Source organism: Achromobacter sp. ACM05 (assembly GCF_019218915.1).
GTDB classification, from domain to species: Bacteria; Pseudomonadota; Gammaproteobacteria; order Burkholderiales; family Burkholderiaceae_B; genus Achromobacter; species Achromobacter animicus.
Map to the genome: position 1 here is coordinate 355952 of NZ_JAHUWQ010000002.1, position 17268 is coordinate 373219.

Here is a 17268-nt window from a genome sequence, read left to right on the forward strand (position 1 = left end):
CATGGCCCAGCCTCAAACCCTGGCCCAGAAGCTGATCGCCGCCGCCTGCGGGCGTGAGACGGTGGCCGAGGGCGAAATCGTGACCTGTGCGGTTGATCTGGCGATGTTCCACGATTCCAGCGGTCCGCGGCGCTTGAAGCCCATGCTGGAAGAGCTGGGCGCCACGCTGTGGGACCCGTCGCGGATCGTGCTGGTCATTGATCACTACGTGCCGGAATCCGATGACGAATCGCGCCGCATCGTGCGCATTGCACGCGACTGGGCCGCGGAGCAGCAACTGCCCAACGTGTATGACTCCGTCGGCATCTGCCACGTGGTGGTGCCGCAGCACGGACACATCCGGCCCGGCATGTTCTGCGTGGGCGGCGATTCGCATTCGCCCACCGGCGGCGCGTTCGGGGCCTACATGTTCGGCATCGGCAGCACCGAGATGCTGGGCGTGGCGGTCACCGGCCAGATCTGGGTCAAGGTGCCCAAGACCCTGATGATGCATTGGCGCGGCCGGCTGGCCGACGGCGTCACGGCCAAGGACATGATGCTGCACATGATCGGCCGCTACGGCATGAACGGCGGGCGCTATCAGGCGGTGGAGTTCTGCGGCGAGGCCGTGCGCGCGCTGTCCATGCAGGAGCGCATGACGCTGTCGAACATGAGCGCGGAACTCGGTTCGCAAGTGGGGCTCATCGCGCCGGACGAGACCACCGCAGCCTGGCTGCGGGAGGCGGGCGTGACCGAGGAACTGGATCTGTCCCGCTGGCAGAGCGACCGCAACGCCGATGCCGAGTGGCACGAGTTCGATGCCGCCGCGCTGGCCCCGCAGGTTGCCGCGCCGCACAGCCCGGCCAACGCGCGCGGCGTGGACACCTATAGCGACGTGCCGGTGCAGGTGGCCTACATCGGCGCATGCACCGGCGCCAAGCTGGAAGACCTGCGCGCCGCAGCCACCGTGCTGCGCGGCCGCCGTCTGGCGGACGGCATGCAGCTGATGGTCGCGCCGGCCAGCCGGCAGGACCAGGATCAGGCCGACCGCGAAGGCGTCATGCAGGTGCTGCGCGACGCCGGCGCCCAGGTGTTGGCCACGTCGTGCGGCGCCTGTGCGGGCTATGGCGGGTCCATTCCGGACGGCGCCAGCGTCATCGCCACCACCGCGCGCAATTTCAAGGGGCGCATGGGGTCGGAGACCGCGCAGGTCTACCTCGCCTCGCCCTACACGGTGGCGGCCTCGGCCGTGGCGGGGCGCGTGGCCGACCCCCGGGAGTTCCTGGCATGAATGCAGACACCACGACGCACCGCGTCTGGCGCGTGGGCGCGGACATCGACACCGATGCGCTGGCGCCGGGCGCCTACATGAAATTCGGCATCGACGAAATCGCGCGCCACTGCCTGCAACGCGTCCGGCCGGACTTTGCCGGGCAGGTGCAGCCGGGCGACGTGCTGGTGGCGGGCCCCAACTTCGGCATCGGCTCGTCGCGCGAGCAGGCCGCAGCCGCCCTGGTGCGCCTGGGCGTGGCTGCCGTGATCGCGCCGTCCTTCAACGGGCTGTATTTCCGCAACGCTTTTAACGTCGGGCTGCTGCTGCTGACGTGCAGCCAGGCCGAGACCCTGGCCGAGGGCGAGGGCATCACGTTCGACCCCGTCGCCGGCCGCATCCAACGCCCCGGGGGCACGCCCGCCGAATTGCACTGCGAGACCGTGCCCGGCTTTCTGCTTGACATGGTGCAGGCCGGCGGACTGCTGAATCTGCTGAAACAGCGTCAAACCTCTTAGGAACAACATCATGCTTGACCCCGTTACCCTGGCGGTCCTGAAGGGCCGCCTGGAACAGATCGCCGACGAAATGGACGCGACGCTGTACCGCAGCGCGTTCAACCCCATCATTGCCGAGGCCCATGACGCCTGCCACGGCATGTACGACGCCGCCACCGGCGCCACGCTGATCCAGGGCAAGTCGGGCCTGCCCGTCTTCGTGGGCGCGATGGCGTTCGCCGTGAAGGCGGCGGCCAAGACTGCGGCCGAGCGCGGCGGCATGACGGACGGCGACGTGTGGCTGTTCAACGATCCGTACGAGGGCGGCACGCACGCCAACGACTTCAAGCTGGTCAAGCCGGTGTTTCGCGGCGGCAAGCTGTTCTGCTTTCTGGCGTCGGCGGCCCACTGGCACGACGTGGGCGGCGCGGTGCCCGGCAACTACAACCCGGCCGCCACCGAGTGCTGGCAGGAAGCCGTGCAGATCCCGCCCGTGCGGATCGTGCGCGCCGGCGTGCTGGACCAGGACGTGCTGGCCATCCTGAAGGCGAACACGCGTCTGCCCGACAGCCTGTGGGGCGACCTGAACGGCCAGCTGGCCGCGCTGGAACTGGGTGCGCGCCGTCTGGACGGCCTGCTCGACGAATACGGCGACGCCACGGTGCTGGAGTCCCTGGACACGCTGCGCGAACGCGCGCGCCGCCTGATGCGTGACCACATCGCCCGCCTGCCGGATGGCGAGTATGCGTTTGAGGACATGCTGGACAACGACGGCGTGCGCGACGCGCCGCTGCGCATTGCGCTCAAGCTCACCATCGCCGGCGACCGGCTGGGGCTGGACTTCACCGGCACGTCGCCGGCGTGCGCGGGTCCGGTCAATATCTCGCGCGCCACGGCCATCGCGGCCTGCTATGTGGCGCTCAAGCACCTGTTCCCGGACGTGCCGGCCAACGCCGGCGTGCTGGACGCAGTGGACGTGACGCTGCCAGACGGCCTGGTGATCTCGGCCGACCGCCCGCGTCCCGTTGGCGGCTACACCGAAACCATCCTGCGCATGATCGACGTGATCTTCTGCGCCATGGCCCAGGCCGCGCCGGAGCGCGCCATGGCGCAGGCCTACGGCACGATCAATGCGCTGTCGATCGCGGGCTATCGCAGCGACGCCGCCCGCAAGGGTCAGCGCTGGGTCATGTTCAGCTTCTTCGGCGGCGGCCACGGCGGTCATTCGGACGGCGACGGCCTGAGCCACGGCAACGCGCCGATCTCCACCGCCACCATTCCGCCGCTGGAAATCCTGGAAGCCGCGTATCCCGTGCGTTTCACGCAATGGGCGCTGCGGCCGGACTCGGCGGGCGACGGCGCGCACCGGGGCGGCCTGGGCGCCATCTATGAAATCGAATTGCTGGAAGACAGCGCCGAAGCCTTCATCTTCGGCGAACGCGGCCGCAGCGCGCCCAAGGGCATCGCGGGCGGCGGCCAGGCCGCGCTGAACGTCTTCCGCTATCAGCAGGACGGCCAGTGGCAGTCCCCGCCCATGAGCTCGAAGATGCTGGGCATCCGGCTGCAACGCGGCGACCGCGTGCGCCTGGAAACCCCGGGCGGCGGCGGCTACGGCGAGCCCGCGCGGCGCGATGCCGCGGCGCGCGAGCACGACCGCAAGATGGGCTATGTGAGCGACATTCAGAAGGAGCAGTCGGCATGAGCGCGGCGCAAGGTTTGGTGGTGGGCGTGGACGTGGGCGGCACGTTCACGGATCTGTTCGTGCTGGACGAGGCAGGCGGCAGCGCCCGCGTGGTCAAGGTGCCGTCCACGCGCGGCGAGGAAGCGCGCGGCTTCATGAACGGCATTGCGCGGGTGGCTGACGGCGCCGGCGACATCGCGACCATCGTGCACGGCACCACCGTGGGCACCAATGCGCTGCTCGAGCGCAAGGTGGCGCGCACCGGCATCATCACGACCGAAGGTTTTCGCGACGTGCTGGAAATGCGCCGGCGCGACCGGCCGCAAACATGGGGCCTGCGCGGCAACTATGAACCCGTGGTGCCGCGCGATCTGCGGCTGGAAGTGCGCGAGCGCGTGCTGGCCGATGGCGCGTTGCACACGCCCGTCGATCTGGACCAGGTCGAGGCCGCGGCGCGCGCGCTGCTGGAGGCGGGCTGCGACGCGGTCTGCGTCTTCTTCGTCAATGCCTACGCCAATCCGGTGAATGAGGCCCAGGCCGCGGCTCGCGTGCGGTCCATCTGGCCCAACGGCAACGTCACCGCCGCGACCGAGGTGCTGCCCGAGATCCGCGAATTCGAGCGCTGCTCGACGGCCGTGCTGAACGCGGCGCTGCAGCCCGTGGTGGGCAGCTACCTGACGCGATTGGAATCGGACCTGCAGCAGCACGGCTTCGAAGGCGAGCTGCTGGTGGTGCAGAGCAATGGCGGCGTCATGTCGCGCCAGACGGCGTGCGACGTGCCCGTGCGCACGGCGTTGTCCGGTCCGGCGGCCGGCGTCATCGCCTGCGCGGCCATCGCGCGCGCCGCGGGCTTTCCCAACGTGGTCACGGGCGACATGGGCGGCACCTCGTTCGACGTGTCGCTGGTGGCCGAGGGCGAGGCCTCGCTGTCGGCGCAGACCGCCATCGACTTCGGCATGGTCGTGCGCGCCCCGATGATCCAGATCGAAACCATCGGTGCGGGCGGCGGCTCGATCGCCAGCGTGGACGCTGGTGGCCTGCTGCAGGTGGGCCCCGAGTCCGCGGGCAGCATTCCCGGTCCTGCCTGCTACGGCCGCGGCAACACCCGCCCCACGGTTACCGACGCCAATGTGCTGCTGGGCCGCATCGCCGCGGAACGTCCGCTGGGTGGCGGCCTCCTGGCCAAGATGGACGTCGAGCTGGCGCGCGCCGCCATTGACGAGCACGTCGCGCGCCCGCTGGGCTTGGACGTCCACGCCGCGGCGGAGGCCATCCTGACCGTGGCCAACGCCAAGATGGCGGGCGCGATCCGCGTCGTCTCCATCGAACGCGGCCACGATCCGCGCAAGTTCGCCTACATGCCGTTCGGCGGCGGCGGCGCGCTGCATGTGTGCGCCATGATGAACGAGGTGGACGCCGCCCACGGGATCGTTCCGCGTTATCCGGGCGTGACCTCGGCGCTGGGCTGCGTCATGGCCGACATGCGCCACGACGGCGTCCAGACCCTGAACGTAGCGCTGAACGCGCTGGATGCGGCCGACCTGCTGGCCCGCATCGACGGGCTGGCGGACGCGTGCCAGGCGCGTCTGGATTCGGCGGGCGTGTCCTTCGAGGGCATCCGCGAAAGCATCGAACTGGACATGCTGTATGTAGGCCAGAGCCACACCGTGCGCGTGGAAGTGGGCCGCGCGGACCTCTCCCGCGACGGCATCGCGGCCGCATTCGACCGCGCCTACCAGGCCGCCTTCGGCCGCAGCCTGACCGGCATTCCGGTCCGCATCCTGAATCTGCGCTATGCCCGCATCGGCCAGCGGCCCAAGTTCGATCTGGCCTTGCTGGCGCCGACCAGCACGGCCATGCCCGAGGCACTGGGCACCCAGCGGGTCTTTCACGCCGGGCAATGGCACAACGCCGTGCGCTACGCGCGCCTGGACCTGCCGGTCGGCGCCGAGGTGGCGGGACCCGCCATCCTCGAGCAGCCCGACACCACCATCTGGATCGAGCCCGGCTTCGCGGGCCGGGTCGATTCCCTGGGCAACATGCTCATCGTCCGCACCGCATCGTAGGAGCCCGCCATGCACGCCTTCGATCCCCGCACGACCGCGCTGGTCATCATCGACCTGCAGAACGACTTCCTGGCGCCGGGCGGCGCCTATGACCGCGGCGGCGCGGTCAGCCCGCAGGCCAGAGCCCTGCCGGCGCGCGTGGCGCCCGTGGCCCGCGCGCTGAAAGGGCAGGGCGGCTTCGTGGCCGCCAGCCAGTTCACGCTGTGGCCCGACGCGCACGGCGAGCCCATGATCTCGCCGCATCTCAAGCAATTGCGCCCGTTCCTGCGCCGCGGCGACTTCGTGGCCGGTTCAACAGGGCAGGCCAACGTGGCCGAGCTGGACGGGCTGGTCGACGTGTCGGTCTGGAAGGTCGCGTATTCGGCTTTCTTCAACACGCAGCTGGACTGGGTGCTGCGGCGCGCGGGCATTTCCAGCGTGGTGGTGGCGGGCATCGTCACCAACGGCGGCGTTGCCAGCACGGTGCGCGACGCCCACATGCGCGACTATCACGTGACGGTGCTGGCCGACGGCTGCGCCGCGCCCACGCCTGCGATGCACGAAGCTGCGCTGGCGGATCTGCGCACGGTGGCCGACGTGGTGACGTGCCAGGACGTGCTGGACAGGCTGAAGTCGTGAGTGCGCCAATCGTCAGACGGGGCGTTACGCCCGGCGCAGACGCCATGCACGTGCCGGTCGCCATCATCGGCGCGGGCGCCTGCGGCCTGACCGCCGCGCTGCGCCTGGCCAGCGCCGGGATCGAGACGGTGCTGATCGAACGCGATGCCGTGCCCAGCGGATCCACTGCGCTGTCGTCGGGCTTCATTCCCGCGGCCGGTTCTGCCGTGCAGCGGGCAGCGGGCATCGAGGATGACGCGGCGCGCTTTGCCGCCGACATCCAGGCCAAGGCGCACGGCACGGCCTCACCTGAATTGGTGGCTGCCTACGCCGGCGCGGCCGCCGCGGCCATGGACGGGCTTGCCTCGCATGGCCTGCGTTTCGAAGTGCTGGACGGGTTCCTGTACCCCGGCCACACCGCGCGGCGCATGCACACGCTGCCCGAGCGCACCGGCGCGGCGCTGGTCGCGGCCCTGGAACGCGCCGCCACCGAGGCCGGCGCCTATCTGCTGACCCGCGCGCTGGCGCGCGAGATCTGGACGGACGACGCCGGCCGCGTGACCGCCGTCGGCTGCGAACGCCCGGACGGCTCGGTCGACGTGATCGGCTGCGATGTCCTGCTGCTGGCCTGCAACGGCTTTGGCGGCAACGCCGCGATGGTCGGCGAGTACCTGCCCGCGATGCGCGAGGCCGTCTATGGCGGCCACGTCGGCAACGACGGCAGCGCCATCCAGTGGGGCACGCAACTGGGCGCGCGCCTTGCGGACCTGGGCGGCTACCAGGGCCACGGCTCCTGGGCCACGCCGCAGGGCGCGCTGATTTCCTGGGCGGTGATGATGGACGGCGGCGTGCAGATCAATCGCGAGGGCCGCCGCTTTCACGACGAGACGCACGGTTATTCCGAGGCCGCGGTCCACGTGCTGGCGCAGCCGGATTCGGTGGCCTGGAATGTCTTTGACGACCGCACACTCGCCCTGGCGCGCAGCTTTCCCGACTTCGTGCAGGCCGAGCAAGGCCAGGCATTGAAGACGTGCGGCGACGTGGCGGCGCTGGCCGCGCTGATCGGTTGCGATCCGGACGTGCTGGGCCAGACGCTGGACGCGGTCCGTCCCGGCGCGCCGGACCCGCAGGGACGACGCTTCGAGCGCACGCTGCAGGCGCCGTACCACGCGATCAAGGTGACGGGCGCGCTCTTTCACACACAAGGCGGATTGGACATCGACGCGCAATGCCGCGTCCTGGACAACGCAGGCCGGGCGCTGCCCAACCTGCTGGCTGCGGGCGGGGCCGCCCGTGGCGTATCGGGCAACGACGTGTCGGGCTATCTGTCCGGCAACGGCTTGCTCAGCGCGGTGGCCGGCGGCCATATCGCCGCGGACACCGCGGCGGCGCTGCTCGGGCGCCGCCTGGATTAGGAAACCCCAGATGCAAACACAGAACTTGAAAGCGCAATTGGCGGCCGGCACGGTGCTGGCCCCCGGCGTCTACGACGCTTTGTCGGCGCTGGTGGCCGAGCAGGCGGGCTTTACCGCGCTGTACCTGTCGGGCGCGTCCATCGCCTACACGCGGCTCGGCCGCTCGGACATCGGTCTGACCACCTATACCGAAGTCGAAGACACGCTAGCCCGTATCGCCGAACGCGTGTCGGCCGCGGTGATCGTGGACGCGGACACGGGCTTCGGCAACGCGCTGAACACCCAGCGCACCGTGCGTGGCTTCGAGCGCGCGGGCGCCGCGATGATCCAGCTTGAGGACCAGACCTTTCCCAAGCGCTGCGGCCACCTGGACGGCAAGAGCGTGATTCCCGCCGCTGAGATGTGCGGCAAGCTGCGCGCCGCCGTTGATGCGCGGGTCAACGCATCCACGCTGATCCTGGCGCGCACCGACGCGCTGGCCTCTGAAGGCCTGGACGCGGCGCTGGACCGCGCCGAGGCCTATCTTGAAGCCGGCGCGGACGCGCTCTTCATCGAGGCGCTGCGCACGCCGGAACAGATGCGCGCCGCGTGCGACCGCTTCGCAGCGCGTGTGCCGCTGCTGGCGAACATGGTGGAGGGCGGCAAGACCCCGGTGCAGGACGCGGGCGCGCTCGCCGCAGCGGGATTTCGCATCGTCATCTTCCCGGGCGGCACGGCGCGCGCGGTCGCGCACACGCTGCAGGGCTACTACGGCAGCCTGCGCGAGCACGGAACGACGGGGCCGTGGAAGGACAGGATGCTGGATTTCGATGGATTGAATGACGTGATCGGCACGCCGGAACTGCTGGAGCAGGGGCGGCGGTACGAGGGCTGAACCCGCTGGCTGCCGGGGCAGGATTCCGGTATCGGGACGGTGCGAGCGGGTGCGGCAGTAGCGGGTCGCCGCGTGGACTGAACGTCTACGCAACGGCCCGAATTCAGCAAGCCCGCCTTAACGCGGCGTGCGCTGGTGCGGCACGAGCGGCGGCACGGGCTGGCCGGCGATCAAATCCCAGAAGTCCGGCAGGAAGCACTCGGCCACGAGCAGCGGCTGGCCCTGGCGCCAGAACACCGAGCGCCGCGCCCAGATCCGGCCGGCCTGCAGCGCGCGTGCCTCCGGCGGAAGAACGTCCGAGGCGGTGGCATGGAACGGCACGGGCGAGGCCAGGCGGCGGCACGCGAACGGTGACCGGATGACCGTACTGTCGTGATACAGCATGTCGGCCAACGGCCGGGTCAACAGGCGCCGCATCCCTTGCCAGGCGCCGTGCGACGCGGTCAGCGGCGTCAGGCTGCGCGCCGGCACGCTGTCCACGCCGTTCACGGACATCAACACCTCGCGGATCCACACCGGAGAGCCCGGCGCAATGCGCATCGCACGCGCCTCGTCAGCCGGCGCGCCGTCGGCGTACTCGGCCAACACCCGCAGACGCACCTGCCCGACCTGGCGGAGACCAGCGGTAAGCGCGCCCGGCCGGAACAGCCAGTGGCGTTGGGCGGGGGACAGAATGGCCGGGGCTTGCGCCAGCCAGCCAGCGGCGAGAGGGGGGCGATGGGCTGCGGGTTGCTTCGTCATGGCTGCGTATTATGCCAAGCCCCACCCGAAGGCCGTCTGCGTCGCAATGCCGCAGGGCAGGGCACGCTGGCCGTTCCGCGCTGGACGGCCGCACCGGCCGACTGCACTGGGCCTCTGCACTGGAGATCCGCACCGGCCGACCCGCATACAATACCGCCCATGGAAAAAGTACGTATCTCCAAGCTCATGTCCGAGCGCGGACTCTGTTCCCGCCGCGAGGCGGACAGCTATATCGAGCGCGGCTGGGTCCGCGTCGACGGCGTCGTCGTGTCCGAATTGGGCGCGCGGGCCTATCCGGACCAGGAAATCACGCTGGAGCGCGCGGCGCATGCGCGCCAGACTTCCCGCGTCACCATCCTCATCAACAAGCCCGTGGGCTATGTCTCCGGCCAGGCCGAAAAAGGCTACACGCCGGCCGTCGCCCTGATCGATTCCCGCTCCCGCTTCGCCAACGACCGCGCCCCGCAGCGCTTCGAACGCGCGCACCTCGAAGGCCTGGCGGTCGCTGGCCGCCTGGACATCGATTCGCAAGGACTCCTCGTCCTCACGCAGGACGGCCGCGTCGCCAAGCAGCTGATCGGCGAAGACTCCACGGTCGACAAGGAATATCTGGTCCGCGTTCAGGGCGAGCTGTCCGACAACGGGCTGGCCCTGCTGAACCACGGACTATCGCTGGACGGCAAACCGCTCAAGCGCGCGCAGGTGCGCTGGCAGAACCACGATCAACTGCGTTTCGTGCTGCGCGAAGGCAAAAAACGCCAGATCCGCCGCATGTGCGAACTGGTGGGCCTGAAGGTGATCGGCCTGAAACGCGTACGCATTGGCCGCGTGGCGCTGGGCGATCTGCCGCTGGGGCAATGGCGTTACTTGCGCGACGACGAATCGTTCTGAGTTGGTGTCTGACACCGACAGCGAGACACCGCTCGCAGCATTGGTCACCTGACTCGACAACACTTGTCAGCGTCCGAAGGGTTTTTCAGTCGGTTTCGATCTCAGCGGGATTTCATGAAACCGGGCGTATCCTTCGCTTGCCAGTGGCTGCCCAGGCGCTCCATCAGGAATTCGATGAAGATCCGCGTTTTGGCGGGCAGCAGCCGCGTCTCCGTGACCGCATGCACCGGAAACGGTCCCAACTGCCAATCGGGCAGCACGCGCTGCAACTGGCCTGACTGCTGTTCCGACATCTGACCGCCCACCAGCACCGCAATGCCCGCGCCCAGCATGGCCAGGCGCCGGGCCATGGCGACGCCGTTGACGGAAAACCGGTTGCCCGGCGTGAACTCGATGTGCTGCTCGCCGTTCGTAAGCGGCCAGCGCGTCACGCGGCCTGCGCCTTCCGCGCGGAACTCGATGCACTCGTGCCGGGTCAGGTCGCTGGGATGCCTCGGTTCACCGTGCTTTTCCAGGTAATCGCGCGAGGCATACAGGTAGGCAGGCAGCATGCCCAGCAGTCTTGCAATCTGGGTCGAATCGGGCAGGTCGCCGATTTCGATCGACACGTCGCAGGTCTGGAACACGCGAGACGCGTGGTCCGGGTTCGCGAGGTCCAGGAAAAACGTCACATCGGGATAGCGCCGGGAGAACTCCATGAACGACTCAGCCAGGAAATCCGTGCCGAAATCCGCGGGCATGTTGACCCGCAGCGGCCCGGTGGGCGTGTCGACCAGCTTCTGCAATTCTTCATGGGCGATCTGCGCTTCGGCCACGATGCGCTGGCAGCGTTCGAAATACAGCCGGCCGGCATCGGTCAGTTCCACCTTGCGCGTGGTGCGGCTGAGCAGCCGCAACCCCACGGACCGCTCCAATTCGGCCACCTGGCGAGACAAGGTCGACTTGGGGACGCCCAGCGTTGCCGCAGCGCGGCTAAAACTGTGCGTTTTGGCGACCTCGACGAAGAGTTCCATTCCCTGTAGGCGTTTCATGGCGCGATTTTGTCACAGTGCGGATCGCACGATTGTCCCATAAATGGAATGATGTTTTCTCAACATGCCCCTTTGTTTCTAAAGCGGGATAACTCAGAATGCGAGTTCTGCAATGCAGCAATGCGATAAATGTCCAGTCTTGCGTGTTCTACGCGAATCCACCCAGGTCGAACGCCACGGACCGCGCCAAGACGGTCCGACGGGCTGATGTTCTTCGCAGAATCGCCCCAGGCAAAACGGCCTTTCACGGCTATCAGGCACGCGGCGCATGCGCGGCGTGGGGCTACCTTTATTGAAATCGGGAATGCAATCTATGAATAAGAAAAGCGCTATGTGGCGCGGTGCGGCCGTTGTCGCGCTGACGGCATCGGCCCTCACACTGGCCGCCTGCGGCAAGAAGCAAGAGGCGCCTCAGGGCGGCAAGCCGCAAGTGACGGTCGTCACATTGGCGACGCAGCCCGTTTCCCTGACTACCGAACTGCCCGGCCGCACCTCTGCGTTCCGCGTCGCCGAGGTCCGCCCGCAGGTCAACGGCATCGTCCAGAAGCGCCTCTTTACCGAGGGCGGCGAGGTCAAGGCGGGCGAACAGCTCTATCAGATCGATCCCGCTCTTTACCAAGCCAACGTCGACAGCCAGAAGGCCGCGCTGGCTCGCGCCCAGGCGCAGCAAAAGACCGCCGCCCTGCTGGCCGAGCGCTACAAGCCGCTGGTCGCCACCCGCGCGGTCAGTCAGCAGACCTACGACAACGCCGTCGCCTCGCGCGATCAGGCCGCCGCCGACGTGCTGTCGGCCAAGGCGGCGCTGGACACGGCCCGCATCAATCTCGTCTACACCAAGGTCTTGTCGCCGATCGACGGCATCATCGGCCGCTCGGCCGTGACCGAAGGCGCGCTCGTGACCGCCAACCAGACCAGCGCACTTGCCGCGGTGCAGCAGATCGACCCCATCTACGTCGACGTCACGCAGTCCAGCGTGCAGCTCCTGCGCCTGCAGGACGCGCTGGCCACCGGCCAGCTCAAGAAGCTGGACGGCGAGCAGGCCGCGCAGGTCACGCTGACGCTGGAAGACGGCTCGCAATACAAAGAGTCCGGCAAGCTGCAGTTCTCCGAAGTGACCGTGGACCCTGGCACCGGCTCGATCACGCTGCGCGCCGTGTTCCCCAACCCCGACCGCCGTCTGTTGCCCGGCATGTTCGTGCGTGCGCGCCTGGCTGACGGCGTGGCCGCCGACGGCCTGCTGGTGCCGCAACGCGGCGTGACGCGCAATCAGCGCGGCCAGCCGACGGCGCTTGTCGTCAACGCCAAGAACCAGGTTGAACTCCGCGACCTGAAGACCGACCGCGCCATTGGCGACAAGTGGCTCGTCACCGACGGCCTGGCCGCCGGCGACCGCGTGATCGTGGAAGGCCTGCAGATGGTCCGCCCCGGCGTTGAAGTGGTCGCCACTGAAGCCGGCGCCAAGGCCCAGCCGCAAGCGGCCAATGCGCAGGGGGCCGCTGCCCCCGCCGCGCCGGCCAAGCAGTAATCAGGAGCCACGCATGGCAAAGTTTTTTATCGACAGGCCGGTTTTTGCCTGGGTGATCGCGATCGTGCTGATGCTGGCCGGCGCGCTGTCCATCCTGCAGCTTCCGGTCGCCCAGTACCCCAACATCGCGCCGCCCGCCATCGGCATCGCGGTGACCTACCCGGGCGCGTCCGCGCAGACCGTGCAGGACACCGTGGTGCAGGTGATCGAGCAGCAGATGAACGGTCTTGATGGCCTGCAGTACATCTCGTCGGAAAGCAACTCCGACGGCAGCATGTCCATCACGCTGACCTTCAAGCAGGGCACCAACCCCGACACCGCGCAGGTGCAGGTCCAGAACAAGCTGGCGCTGGCGCAGCCGCTTCTGCCGCAGGAAGTGCAGCAGCAGGGGATCCGCGTCACCAAGGCCACGAAGAACTTCCTGATCGTGGCCGGCTTCGTGTCCACCGACGGCACGATGACCAAGGACGACCTGGCCGATTACGTCGCGTCGTACGTCCAGGATCCCATCAGCCGTACGCAGGGCGTGGGCGACTTCCAGCTTTTCGGCTCGCAGTACGCGATGCGGATCTGGCTGGACCCGGCCAAGCTCGTCAATTACGGGCTGACCACGGTCGACGTCACCACCGCCATCAAGGAACAGAACGTCCAGGTCTCGTCCGGGCAATTGGGCGGCCTGCCGTCCGTGCGCGGCCAGCAGCTCAACGCCACCATCATCGGACCGTCGCGCCTGCAGACGGCCGAGGACTTCGGCCAGATCCTGCTGAAGGTCAACTCCGACGGTTCGCAGGTGCGCCTGCGTGATGTCTCGCGCATCGAACTGGGCGGCCAGACCTACGCCATCGACAGCTTCTACAACGGCAATCCCGCTTCCGGCCTGGCCATCAAGCTGGCGCCGGGCGCCAACGCGCTGGACACGGCGCAGGCGGTGCGCGACACCATCAACAACCTCAAGCCGTATTTCCCGCCGGGCATGGACGTCGTCTATCCGTACGACACGACGCCGTTCGTCAGCCTGTCGATCCATGAAGTGTTCAAGACGCTGGTCGAAGCCATCATCCTGGTGTTCCTGGTGATGTATCTCTTCCTGCAGAACTTCCGCGCCACCATCATTCCCACGCTGGCCGTGCCGGTGGTGCTGCTGGGCACGTTCGGCGTGCTGGCGGCGTTCGGCTATTCCATCAACACCTTGACGATGTTCGGGATGGTGCTGGCCATCGGCCTGCTCGTTGACGACGCCATCGTGGTGGTCGAAAACGTCGAGCGGGTGATGGCCGAAGAGGGCCTCACGCCCAAGCAGGCCACCCGCAAATCCATGAGCCAGATCACCGGCGCTCTGATCGGCATCGCGATGGTGCTGGCGGCCGTGTTCGTGCCGATGGCGTTCTTCGGCGGCTCCACGGGCGTGATCTACCGTCAGTTCTCGATCACGATCGTGTCCTCGATGGTGCTGTCCGTGATCGTCGCCATCGTGTTCACGCCGGCGCTTTGCGCGACGCTGCTCAAGCCCATTCCGAAGGGCCATCACGGCGCCAAGAAGGGCTTTTTCGGCTGGTTCAACCGCACGTTCGAGCGCAGCAGCAACGGTTACGCCAATACCGTCGCCCGCGGCCTGAACCGCACCAAGCGCCTGATGGTCGTCTACCTGGCGCTGGTCATCGCGATGGGCTGGATGTTCACCCGCATCCCGACCGCGTTCCTGCCGGCCGAAGACCAGGGCATCCTGTTCGCCCAGATCCAGACGCCGGCCGGCGCCACCGCTGAAGCCACCAAGGCCGTCATCGACGACGCCACCAAGTACCTGCTGACCGAAGAAAAGGACGCCGTCACCTCGGTGTTCGCGGTCAACGGCTTCAACTTCGGCGGCCGCGGCCAGAACGCGTCCATCCTGTTCATCAAGCTGCGCGACTGGGAAGAACGCGGCGACGCCAGCCTGAAGGCCGCCGCCGTGGCAGGACGCGCCAACGCGCACTTCGCCAAGACGGAACGCCGCGCGCAACTGTTCGTCGTGCCGCCGCCTTCCGTCATGGAACTGGGCAACGTCACCGGCTTTGACTTCCAGCTGATGGACCGTGCCGGCGTGGGCCACGAGAAGCTGCTTGCCGCGCGCAACCAGTTGCTGGGCGAGGCCGGCAAGAGCCCGGTGCTGGCGGGCGTGCGTCCCAACGGCATCGAAGACGCGCCGCAGTACCAGCTGGACATCGACCGCGAAAAGGCCCGCGCCCTGGGCGTGGCCGTGTCGGACATCAACAGCACGCTCGCCACCGCATGGGGTTCGTCGTACGTCAACGACTTCATCGACCGTGGCCGCGTCAAGAAGGTGTTCGCGCAGGGCGAGGCATCCTCGCGCATGCTGCCGGAAGACCTGAACAAATGGTACGTGCGCAACAAGGATGGCGACATGGTCCCGTTCTCGGCGTTCTCCAGCGCAACGTGGAGCTTCGGTCCGCAGAAGCTGAACCGCTACAACGGTGTGCCGTCGTACAACATCCAGGGCCAGGCGGCGCCGGGCTACAGCTCGGGCGCAGCCATGGAAGAAATGGAACGCCTGGCGGCCAAGTTGCCGGTCGGCGTCGGTTTCGAATGGACCGGCCTGTCGTTCGAAGAACGCCTGTCCGGCGCCCAGGCGCCCGCGCTGTACGCGATCTCGCTCATCGTGGTGTTCCTGTGCCTGGCGGCGCTCTATGAAAGCTGGACCATTCCGTCCGCGGTCATGCTGGTGGTGCCGCTGGGGATCATCGGCGCGCTGCTGGCGACGCTGCTGCGTGGTCTGTCCAACGACGTGTTCTTCCAGGTGGGTCTCTTGACGACAATCGGGCTGGCGGCCAAAAACGCCATCCTGATCGTGGAGTTCGCGAAGGAGCACTATGAAGCGGGCGCCAGCCTGACCGAGTCGGCCATCCACGCCGCCCGTCAGCGTCTGCGTCCCATCCTGATGACGTCCCTGGCGTTCATCCTGGGCGTGACCCCGCTGGCGATTTCCAGCGGTGCGGGCTCGGGCAGCCAGAACGCCATCGGCACGGGCGTGATCGGCGGCATGCTGACCGGCACGTTCCTGGCCATCTTCTTCGTCCCGGCCTTCTTCGTCATCATGCTGCGCGTGTTCAAGGTCAAGCGCATGAGCGAAAACGTCGACAAACACGACACCAGCGCCAAGGGGCCGCACGACGTGCCGGCGGAGGGTCAACCGTAATGAAACTCCAGATGAGAACCTTGCTGTCTGTATCCCTGGCGGCGGCCCTGGCGGGCTGCTCGCTGGCCCCCACGTACGAGCGTCCCGATGCGCCCATCGACGCCGCGTATCCCACGGGCGCCGCCTACAACGCGGCCCAGGCGGCCGCGCCGGGCGGCATGGCCGTGGCCGACATCGGCTGGCGCGACTTTTTCGGCGATCCGCTGCTGCAACAGCTGATCGAGCAGTCGCTCGTCAACAACCGCGACCTGCGGGTGGCGGCGCTGAACGTCGAGGCCGCGCGCGCGCAGTACCGCATCCAGCGCGCCGACCTGGCGCCCAGCATCGGCGTGGCGGGGCAGGGCTCTGCCCAGCGCACGCCGGCCGACCTGTCGCCCAGCGGCCAGGCCACCACCAGCCACAGCTATCAGGTTGGCGCTGCCATGTCCGCCTGGGAACTGGACCTCTTCGGCCGCATCCGCAGCCTGAGCGATCAGGCGCTGGAATCCTACCTGGCGCTGGACGAGACGCGCACGGCGACGCAGCTCACGCTGATCGCCGAGGTGGCGAATGCTTACCTGACGCTGCGCGCGGATCAGGAGCTGCTCAGCCTGACGCGCGACACGCTCAAGAGCCAGGAAGATTCCTACAACCTGACCAAGCAGAGCTACGACCAGGGCCTGTCCACGGCGCTGGACCTGAGCCAGGCCGAAGTCTCGCTGCGCACGGCCCAACGCAACCTGTCGCAATACACGCGCCAGGCCGCGCAGGACCGCAATGCGCTCGTGCTGCTGGTCGGTCAGCCGCTGTCGCCGCAGATGGCCACGGCGTTGGACAACGCAGTCAAGCTGGACGACAGCATGCTGCCGACCACGCTGCCCGCCGGCCTGCCGTCCGACCTGCTGACCCGCCGCCCGGACATCCGCGCGGCAGAGCATCAGCTCAAGGGCGCCAACGCCAACATCGGCGCGGCGCGTGCGGCATTCTTCCCGACCATCAGCCTGACGGGTTCGGCCGGCACCGCCAGCGCCAGCCTGGGCGGCTTGTTCGACGGCGGTTCGGGGGCGTGGAGCTTCGTGCCCCAGATCACCGTGCCGATCTTCGCGGGCGGCTCGCTGCTGGCGGGGCTGGACCTGGCGAAAGTGCAGAAGAACATCCAGGTGGCCCAGTACGAAAAGTCGATCCAGACGGGTTTCCGCGAAGTCGCGGATGCGCTGGCCGGCCGCGGCACGCTGGACGAGCAGATCCAGGCCCAACGCCTGCTGGTGGACGCCAATCAGCGCGCGTATGACGCGTCGGAGCAACGTTTCCGGCAGGGCATCGACGACTACCTGAGCGTGCTGGATTCGCAGCGCTCGCTCTATACCTCGCAGCAGGCGCTGGTCGACACGCGTCTGGCGCGTCTGACCAATCTGGTCACGCTGTACAAGGTGCTGGGCGGCGGGTGGACAGAACGTACGGCGGCGGCGCCTGCTGCGCCGGTCACGCCGGCGGGCTGACGCTACCAGGAGCGGCGCGCTTGGCGCCGC

The 17268-nt window shown here is 68.2% G+C and carries 13 protein-coding genes; 11 read left to right on the top strand and 2 right to left on the bottom strand.

Translation table 11 applies throughout. From position 1 onward, the window contains the following. The first annotated feature begins 1 nt into the window (after window position 1). Genes KW836_RS12525 through KW836_RS12555 form a run of 7 tightly spaced genes read left to right on the top strand, consistent with a single transcriptional unit; the run spans window position 2 to window position 8379 of the window. Window positions 2-1270 carry a 3-isopropylmalate dehydratase large subunit gene (locus KW836_RS12525; RefSeq protein ID WP_218343507.1) on the top strand — a complete coding sequence of 423 codons (1269 nt, stop codon included), beginning with the start codon at window positions 2-4 and terminating at the stop codon, window positions 1268-1270. Continuing rightward, window positions 1267-1767 (top strand): 3-isopropylmalate dehydratase, encoded by a 501-nt coding sequence (locus KW836_RS12530; protein ID WP_175138955.1) that lies wholly within the window; start codon window positions 1267-1269, stop codon window positions 1765-1767. Before KW836_RS12525 ends, KW836_RS12530 begins: the two co-directional genes overlap by 4 nt. A gap of 10 nt (window positions 1768-1777) precedes the next feature. Then, on the top strand, window positions 1778-3448 hold the full coding sequence (locus KW836_RS12535; protein ID WP_218343508.1) for a hydantoinase B/oxoprolinase family protein: 1671 nt from the start codon (window positions 1778-1780) through the stop codon (window positions 3446-3448). Then, window positions 3445-5493: a hydantoinase/oxoprolinase family protein gene (locus KW836_RS12540; RefSeq protein WP_218343509.1), complete on the top strand. Its 2049-nt coding sequence runs from the start codon at window positions 3445-3447 to the stop codon at window positions 5491-5493. Before KW836_RS12535 ends, KW836_RS12540 begins: the two co-directional genes overlap by 4 nt. A 9-nt stretch (window positions 5494-5502) precedes the next feature. Next, window positions 5503-6111 carry a cysteine hydrolase family protein gene (locus tag KW836_RS12545; RefSeq protein WP_175138958.1) on the top strand — a complete coding sequence of 203 codons (609 nt, stop codon included), beginning with the start codon at window positions 5503-5505 and terminating at the stop codon, window positions 6109-6111. Window positions 6112-6155: 44 nt separating this feature from the next. After that, window positions 6156-7505, top strand: a complete 1350-nt coding sequence (locus KW836_RS12550; protein WP_255595444.1) for an FAD-dependent oxidoreductase — start codon at window positions 6156-6158, stop codon at window positions 7503-7505. 10 nt (window positions 7506-7515) lie between these two features. Continuing rightward, window positions 7516-8379, top strand: a complete 864-nt coding sequence (locus KW836_RS12555; protein ID WP_218343511.1) for an oxaloacetate decarboxylase — start codon at window positions 7516-7518, stop codon at window positions 8377-8379. 117 nt (window positions 8380-8496) lie between these two features. Here the strand turns inward: KW836_RS12555 and KW836_RS12560 are convergent, their stop codons facing one another. Beyond that, on the bottom strand, window positions 8497-9120 hold the full coding sequence (locus tag KW836_RS12560) for a chorismate lyase (protein WP_175138961.1): 624 nt from the start codon (window positions 9118-9120) through the stop codon (window positions 8497-8499). A 159-nt stretch (window positions 9121-9279) separates the two neighbouring features. On the opposite strand from KW836_RS12560, the gene KW836_RS12565 reads away from it, so the two are divergent. Continuing rightward, window positions 9280-10011 (top strand): pseudouridine synthase, encoded by a 732-nt coding sequence (locus KW836_RS12565; RefSeq protein ID WP_175126076.1) that lies wholly within the window; start codon window positions 9280-9282, stop codon window positions 10009-10011. 101 nt (window positions 10012-10112) lie between these two features. Here KW836_RS12565 and KW836_RS12570 read toward each other — a convergent pair whose 3' ends face one another. Further along, window positions 10113-11024, bottom strand: coding sequence for a LysR family transcriptional regulator (locus tag KW836_RS12570; protein ID WP_175126096.1), 912 nt, complete (start codon window positions 11022-11024; stop codon window positions 10113-10115). Between the two features lie 349 nt (window positions 11025-11373). Between KW836_RS12570 and KW836_RS12575 the strand changes: the two genes are divergently transcribed. The 3 genes from KW836_RS12575 to adeC are packed head-to-tail and all read left to right on the top strand — an operon-like array spanning window position 11374 to window position 17238. Continuing rightward, window positions 11374-12567, top strand: a complete 1194-nt coding sequence (locus tag KW836_RS12575) for an efflux RND transporter periplasmic adaptor subunit (protein ID WP_175185213.1) — start codon at window positions 11374-11376, stop codon at window positions 12565-12567. A 13-nt stretch (window positions 12568-12580) separates the two neighbouring features. Next, a complete protein-coding gene (locus KW836_RS12580; RefSeq protein WP_175185178.1) occupies window positions 12581-15760 on the top strand; it encodes an efflux RND transporter permease subunit in 3180 nt (1059 codons plus the stop codon). Beyond that, the gene (gene adeC / locus KW836_RS12585; protein WP_218343512.1) at window positions 15760-17238 is read left to right on the top strand and encodes an AdeC/AdeK/OprM family multidrug efflux complex outer membrane factor; all 1479 of its coding nucleotides are present in this window, start codon (window positions 15760-15762) and stop codon (window positions 17236-17238) included. The genes KW836_RS12580 and adeC overlap by 1 nt, the downstream gene beginning before the upstream one ends. The last annotated feature ends 30 nt before the right edge of the window (window positions 17239-17268 follow it).

What these genes read in the sequence shown, in the direction of transcription:
- KW836_RS12525 (WP_218343507.1), top strand. Translation starts at nt 2, where the DNA reads ATGGCCCAGCCTCAAACCCTGGCCCAGAAGCTGATCGCCGCCGCCTGC.
- KW836_RS12530 (WP_175138955.1), top strand. Translation starts at nt 1,267, where the DNA reads ATGAATGCAGACACCACGACGCACCGCGTCTGGCGCGTGGGCGCGGAC.
- KW836_RS12535 (WP_218343508.1), top strand. Translation starts at nt 1,778, where the DNA reads ATGCTTGACCCCGTTACCCTGGCGGTCCTGAAGGGCCGCCTGGAACAG.
- KW836_RS12540 (WP_218343509.1), top strand. Translation starts at nt 3,445, where the DNA reads ATGAGCGCGGCGCAAGGTTTGGTGGTGGGCGTGGACGTGGGCGGCACG.
- KW836_RS12545 (WP_175138958.1), top strand. Translation starts at nt 5,503, where the DNA reads ATGCACGCCTTCGATCCCCGCACGACCGCGCTGGTCATCATCGACCTG.
- KW836_RS12550 (WP_255595444.1), top strand. Translation starts at nt 6,156, where the DNA reads ATGCACGTGCCGGTCGCCATCATCGGCGCGGGCGCCTGCGGCCTGACC.
- KW836_RS12555 (WP_218343511.1), top strand. Translation starts at nt 7,516, where the DNA reads ATGCAAACACAGAACTTGAAAGCGCAATTGGCGGCCGGCACGGTGCTG.
- KW836_RS12560 (WP_175138961.1), bottom strand. Translation starts at nt 9,120, where the DNA reads ATGACGAAGCAACCCGCAGCCCATCGCCCCCCTCTCGCCGCTGGCTGG.
- KW836_RS12565 (WP_175126076.1), top strand. Translation starts at nt 9,280, where the DNA reads ATGGAAAAAGTACGTATCTCCAAGCTCATGTCCGAGCGCGGACTCTGT.
- KW836_RS12570 (WP_175126096.1), bottom strand. Translation starts at nt 11,024, where the DNA reads ATGGAACTCTTCGTCGAGGTCGCCAAAACGCACAGTTTTAGCCGCGCT.
- KW836_RS12575 (WP_175185213.1), top strand. Translation starts at nt 11,374, where the DNA reads ATGTGGCGCGGTGCGGCCGTTGTCGCGCTGACGGCATCGGCCCTCACA.
- KW836_RS12580 (WP_175185178.1), top strand. Translation starts at nt 12,581, where the DNA reads ATGGCAAAGTTTTTTATCGACAGGCCGGTTTTTGCCTGGGTGATCGCG.
- adeC (WP_218343512.1), top strand. Translation starts at nt 15,760, where the DNA reads ATGAAACTCCAGATGAGAACCTTGCTGTCTGTATCCCTGGCGGCGGCC.